Raw genomic sequence first — 6,036 nt, 5'->3', positions numbered from 1 at the left:
GGCGAGTCGCTGCGCAAGAAACAGGACCTGGCATGAGCACCAAATCGAACAACGCAAGGCCGTCTGGGCCAGCCCAATTCAGGCTGATCGCGGACACCTGAGCTACCATCAACCCAGGCACTTACGCGCGCCCAAACTGTCCGCGATCAGTTTGAAACGCTGTCCGCCATCACTCTGAAATGACTGTCCGGGATCGCTGAAATCCGCATTGGGTGGAGTGAGCTGCCATCCGTCGTGTCGAGCTGAAGGACCGCTCTCAGCCCCTGCTGCCACCCGACCAATTTCGGCTTTGGGCACGGAGTAGCCACGAAGTCAGGGCACCCTAAATGTGGCAGCCTGCGCCAGGCCGACAGTTCGAACAAGCGCCGCATAGCTGACGTTCGGGTCGCCGACCGTTTTGGTCAACGGCGGCTTACTGGTGATGTTGCGGCGTCACGCTCCCGACCCGTTGTTGACATAGTGCCGGTGGATCTGACTTCCGCAAAGCGGCTCGTGGATCTCTGTGACTAAAGCCCGGCGGCAATTCCTTAGCCGCTAGAGCCCAGATCGAATGCGACTCGGCAATGCCTTCAACCTCTTGCCCAGTGCTGGGATTAGCGCTCCCGGATCACTGGCAGTGCTTGAAGTAGCAATACACCCAGTTGCGCGCATTCTGTTTATGGTTGTAAACTTCACTCCGTTTACAACCATAAACATGTGCCATGCGAATAAGTGACGCTGAACTACCGATCATGGAAGCGCTGTGGGAGCGATCCCCCGCTTCGTCTGAAGAACTCTTTTCACTGATCGGGGAGGCACAGGGTTGGCAATACCCGACCTTGCGCACATTGGTTAACCGACTGCTCACCAAAGGGGCTATCGAGGCGGTCAAGGAGGGGCGACGCAATGTCTACAAGCCGATTTGGTCACGCGAGGACTGGGTAAGCCAGCAAAGCAGCCACCTCTTGGACCGCCTCTTTGGCGGGCGTCTTTCCGCATTGGTGAGTCATTTCGCGCAGCAGCAGCCATTGACCGCTGAAGACCGCAAGGCGCTGAGTAGGCTGATCGGCGAAAAACGCGATGACTAAGTGGACCGTCGCTGGCTTGCTGGTCTCAATGGGCCTTGCCTTGGCGCTGATGCTGATCCTTCGCCCGGTGATGCTTCGCGGTCTTGGGCCGCGAGCGCAGTACCTCTCTTGGCTTCTGGTTCCCGTCTTCACCCTGGCAACCATGCTCCCAGCGCTGCCGATTCCACTGCCTCTCGTTTCCCCCGAGGCTACGAGGGTAGTGTCCGTGACGCATCGAAACGTGTATCAATTGCTATGGCCAGCACAAGCCCAAGGCAGCGCCTCGAAGGAGACCAAATTCGCAAGTGTCTCCTGGCCCGTCTTGGTCTGGTTTGCTGGAGTTGGCGTCCTGGGGGCTGCAGTGGTATTGCAACACCGCCGCTGGAGTCGTCAGCTGATTTGGGAAGGGCAATGGGGGCGCTGGTCACTACCTCCGGGCAGCAGCCCCAGTGTGGTCGGCCTGCTGCGGCCGCGCTTGGCCTTGCCCAGCGACTTCGAGCAGCGCTTCAATGAAGCTGAGCGCGCCGGCGTACTGGCACACGAGGAAGTCCATGCAAAGCGGCACGACAATCTGTGGAACCTGATCGCCACGGTGTTCTGGGTCGTCAATTGGTTCAACCCCTTGGCATGGTGGGCCTTGCGCGCCTTTCAGCGAGACCAGGAACTTGCTTGTGATGCGGCCGCATTGGATCGGCGTGATGAGGCTGCGCGTGCTGCTTACCGGGATGCGTTGCTCAAAGCCTTTGAGCTCAGTCCATCGTCGGCCCTGTCGAAGGGCTGGCGATCCGCACATCCGCTGATTGAACGTTTGCGATGGGTACAAGCTGGGTTTACTGAGCGCACATGGCTCAGTGTTGGCGCCGTGTTGGTGGCGCTTACCGTGCTCAGTGCGCTGGCTTACACCGTTCACGGCGGTGGGATCTGGCAAATCTGGGAGGGCGAACGACCCATCCCTCAAGAAGGCCATGCCCAAGCTCGTGTCGAGACTCAGTCTCAGATTAATGGCGACCAGTGGGGCTCTAGCGTTGCCTATTTGGCCGTTGGGCGTGATCGCAACTCCCAACAACAAATGTCCCATACCGAAACACTCCTAGGCCGCGAAGTCTTCAGCGTGCACCTCAGGTTGGTTCAGACAGACGACCAAGCACCTGTAGCCATGGTTCAGTTGAACGAAATACTGAGTGCCTCTGCCACCAGAGGCACCGTGCCCGAGGTGCGTTACGTGGACATCCCGGCAGAGCTGTGGAAAGGAATCGAGCTCAAAACCCAGTCCGGCGACTTGGTTCGCCTACGAGTGCGGTTCCAGATCCTCAATGACCCGAAGCAGGGCATCTGATCTGCAGGCTCTGGGGAGGTCGTCACGCATCTAGAAATGGGAGGGAATAGAAATGTCAGAAGGTGCTGAGGGGGGTACGCTGAAAGCGGCCAGCGCAGTCAGGACGGCCGGTGCCGAACAGAGATGGCGCGGGACCGAGTGGGCGCATGTAACTATTCAACTCAATCGAGCAAGACGCAACTGGCGACGGTTTCCAGCGTCTTCACTTGTTCAGCAATGGCTGCCCGAGCGGATTCATAGGTGCATCACTGCGCTGGAAGGTCGCTTGACGGCTTGGCTCATCCAACGCTCCATGCATCGGCTGAACGACAAGACTCGCGCGCGACGGGATGATGCTTTGACGCCTGGGGAGCAACTGCCTTTGTCGGTTGCACTCGACATGGGCATGTCTTCGGCAGAAATTGATATGAATGTGGCCATGAGCGGAGGCCACAGGCAGACTTCGGATATCGCGGGGGCAAAGCAAGGCGGCGATTCACCAAACCTCAAGTTGGCCGAGACCGTCGCGAAGCTTCAGGAGCGAAACAGGGAGCTACAGATGCAGGTTCAGCTGGATGCCCTCACTGGCCTTCGCAGTCGTAGAGCGCTGGATCAAGTTCTGCAAATGACGTGTGGCGGGCAAGCGGCTGGCGCGGAGCAGTGTGCAGTAGTCTTCCTTGATATCGACCACTTCGGCATCTACAACAAGCGTCATGGTGACGACGAGGGAGACCACGCCTTGCGCAAAGTGGCGAAGATTATTCGAGCCACGGCTCGACAAGGTGATCACGTCTTCCGAAAAGGTGGCGAGGAGCTTGTTACGGTGCTGCCAGGGGCAAACGGGCCCGAAGCGCGACAAGTCGCCGAACGAATGCGGGCGGCAGTCGAGGCGGCGGCCATCCGACACGATGGTTCGCCTACAGCGCCCGTCATCACAATCACTGTTGGTGTGGCTGACTCCCATCTTGGGGAAACGGCAACGCTGGACCAACTGATGAACCGCGCAGCGAAGAAGGCCATGCAAGCAAAGATTGAATCTCAGCGAAACCAGGTCCATGTGGCCTGACCGACGAAACCTCCCGGCCTGCGCCAGGCCCACAGTTCGAACAAGCACCGCATAGCTGACGTTCGGTTGGCCGGCCGTTTTGGTCAACGACGGCTTACTGGCAGATGAGGCGGCCTCACGCTCTCGGCCAGTTCTTGTCATTCGGACGCGCAGTGGTGGCGGCGGTACGGTGCCCATACCGGTCGTTACCCGGCGGGCAACTGTGACGTCGAAAAGTCGGTTGAGGCCCTTCAAAATCAAGACCTGATCCTCGTCTCTTTTGCTTGATTGCAAGACCTGACCCTATTGCCACTCTTCTGGACTTGTGGGTAATTTCACCTGAAGCTAAACTTGTGGCTATGAGCCTAACATCTAAATCCCTCCCAATGTTAGCTGCTCTTTTGATATCGGTCCCATCCGGAGTTTTTGGTAAAACGATTGCAATCAATATCGGTTTTGATTTTGATTCTCCAGGAGCACCTCCGGAAGGAAATCTGGATCACTTACTTGGCGTCCCGAAGGACATGATCCAATTTCAAAAGATTCAAAAAAGTGCGAATATTTCTGATGTGATAAACATCACCGAAAAAGACTTTCGTGAATATCCAAACAAAAAGGAGTTCCTGAATTTCTTGAAAAAGAGAATTTCGCCCGGCGATCGAGTGCTTTTCAATTACAGCGGTCATGGGGTGGCTGCACCTCGACATTCTGGTGTCGTATTAAAGAGTCCAAAAGAAATTGCTTCCGAAAATTCAGAATTTGTTTTTCTTGATCGAAGGTTCGCAGAATGTGTTAGCAATAGACCAAATCCTTTCCTTGAGGAGCCGGTCAAGAGCAGCTACAAGGCGTGCTACGCAGAAGGTGTTACCTCATTTGACGGGCAGACCCAGCTTTGTAAGGCGAAGCCTCGCAATTCAGAGGCCTGTGTAAATGCTTTTGTTGAGAATTTGAAAGTCACTGATAAATGTAGAATCTCCGCCAGCGGCGAGGTAGGGCTTGGATTTCCCTCAAAAGATTATCTATATTCCCGATTCTATAAGAATGTAAATGGCTGCTTTGAGGACTTTGCCCTCTTGAGCTCTGACTTGGAGGACCTCTTCAAAGACAACGAAGTGCTGATGCACGTCGATGCTTGCATGTCAGGCGTGCTATCAGGGTTCAAGGGAAAAAAAATTGTTATCGGAGCATCATCTGGAACACTGGAGCTTTCGTCTGATTCTAGAGACGGTGGAATCTATACCCTAAGCAAAGCCAGGGATTTGAGTTCGAATCCTTGTGCGTTCGATAAGAACAAAGATGGAAGAGTAAGCTTGACTGAGTGGTACCAACATTCTCCAGACTCATTTTTAATGTCGAGGGAAAAAGAGAATTTTTCGCCAGATGGAAACAAAACAAAAAATATCAAGGAAGCAACTAGAGAACGCTTTATGAATTCAATCATGGTGTCCAAGGATGTGATTGAAGAGGAAACTGAACCAGTTGTAGTACCGAGTTATGATCCTAAAAAATGCAAAACTATGGCGCAAGTGGAGAAAGAGGTTAAAAAAACAAAGTCCAAAGAACCAGTATCAACTCCATCCAAAGAGCGTGTGAAATGAGTTCATTGAGATCTCTTGTTTTCATTCTGTTTTGCTGAGTTTTTTATACTCAGAATCCCGTCCTTCAGTTTCGGATAATATTTCCTTTGCTCCAATATTTAATCTTCGGGCTGGGGTCAAGTCTTGCATTACGGCATTGACCTATCATCGCCGTATCGCTCAAGGCTGCGCGCAAAGACTGCGGCGCAAGCATCTGTCGTGTCACTTGTCGGGATCTCAAATATGCGGGCAAGACCGCACCCTTTGGTGAAATTGCCAAGCTTGTACGATGCCCGGAAGTGAGAATCAGGAGAGACCTTACAGCCTGGGCGGACGTCCATGCAATTGGAATACCAGGTAGCAATCCCCAGCGGCAGGTATGGGCACGGAATTGCCGCGCTGTCGGTGGCCCAGGAATGTCCCGGCCTGAGCCAAGCCGGCAGTTCGAGCAACCGCCGCATAGCTGACGTTCGGTTCGCCGACCATTTTGGTCAACGGCGGCTTACTGACGATGTTGCAGCCTAACGCTCCCGGCCAGCACCTGTCATTCGGACTCTGAGTGAGGGCTGCGGCTCGGTAACCATTGTGGGCAACCAAAGTGCCGACATCAAAGTCAATGAAGCTTGTCAAGCGGCCGCTGGTCGAGCGCTTTGTAAACGATCTTTGGGCGATGGAGCCGCCGACCGGCAAAGGGCGCTATTACAACGGCCTGCTGCAGTTCATGGCCCTGCTGCATGTGTCCCGGGCGCTTTCAAGCTCACTGAGCCGCGCTGATCAAAGCACCCTCGCCGGCCGGACCGGCCAGCTTGCGGCTCAGCCCATCAGGCCGCGGCGCCCATGCGCTCCGCCAGCGTTCCACAATGGCGCCGCAACCATTCACAGAATGCCTGCGCCGCCTCTGAGTCGCTATGGCAGAGGAGGCCGCAATTGGTCGGACCTGCAAAATTCGTTTTGCCGAAGCAAGCAACTGAAGCAGTTCCTGGTGAGGCTTGCCGTTATGGTGCGAATTGATGTCGCCAAGCCTTCTGGTGTGCCATCGGGCCGCCCAGCAGC

Annotated in this window: 5 protein-coding genes; 4 read left to right on the top strand and 1 reads right to left on the bottom strand. The window is 55.1% G+C overall.

What is annotated here, in order from left to right; translation table 11 throughout:
- Positions 1-701: 701 nt before the first annotated feature.
- The 4 genes from PRZ03_RS23715 to PRZ03_RS23700 all read left to right on the top strand — a co-directional run bounded on the left by PRZ03_RS23715 (position 702) and on the right by PRZ03_RS23700 (position 5,004).
- Positions 702-1,067 (top strand): BlaI/MecI/CopY family transcriptional regulator, encoded by a 366-nt coding sequence (locus PRZ03_RS23715; RefSeq protein ID WP_273602568.1) that lies wholly within the window; start codon positions 702-704, stop codon positions 1,065-1,067.
- Entirely contained in the window at positions 1,060-2,382 is a 1,323-nt protein-coding gene (locus tag PRZ03_RS23710; RefSeq protein WP_273602567.1) for a M56 family metallopeptidase, read from the top strand. The genes PRZ03_RS23715 and PRZ03_RS23710 overlap by 8 nt, the downstream gene beginning before the upstream one ends.
- 292 nt (positions 2,383-2,674) lie before the next feature.
- Complete coding sequence (locus PRZ03_RS23705) at positions 2,675-3,427, top strand: GGDEF domain-containing protein (RefSeq protein WP_273602566.1); 753 nt, start codon at positions 2,675-2,677, stop codon at positions 3,425-3,427.
- Positions 3,428-3,792: 365 nt separating this feature from the next.
- On the top strand, positions 3,793-5,004 hold the full coding sequence (locus tag PRZ03_RS23700; protein ID WP_273602565.1) for a hypothetical protein: 1,212 nt from the start codon (positions 3,793-3,795) through the stop codon (positions 5,002-5,004).
- A 736-nt stretch (positions 5,005-5,740) separates the two neighbouring features.
- On the opposite strand, the gene PRZ03_RS23695 is transcribed toward PRZ03_RS23700, so the two are convergent.
- Positions 5,741-6,036 (bottom strand): hypothetical protein (locus PRZ03_RS23695; RefSeq protein WP_273602564.1); only part of this gene is annotated, 296 nt, incomplete at its 5' end.

This window comes from Roseateles albus, assembly GCF_028595345.1.
Lineage (GTDB): Bacteria > Pseudomonadota > Gammaproteobacteria > Burkholderiales > Burkholderiaceae_C > Paucibacter_A > Paucibacter_A albus.
This window is presented reverse-complemented; position numbering and strand designations above follow the sequence as displayed.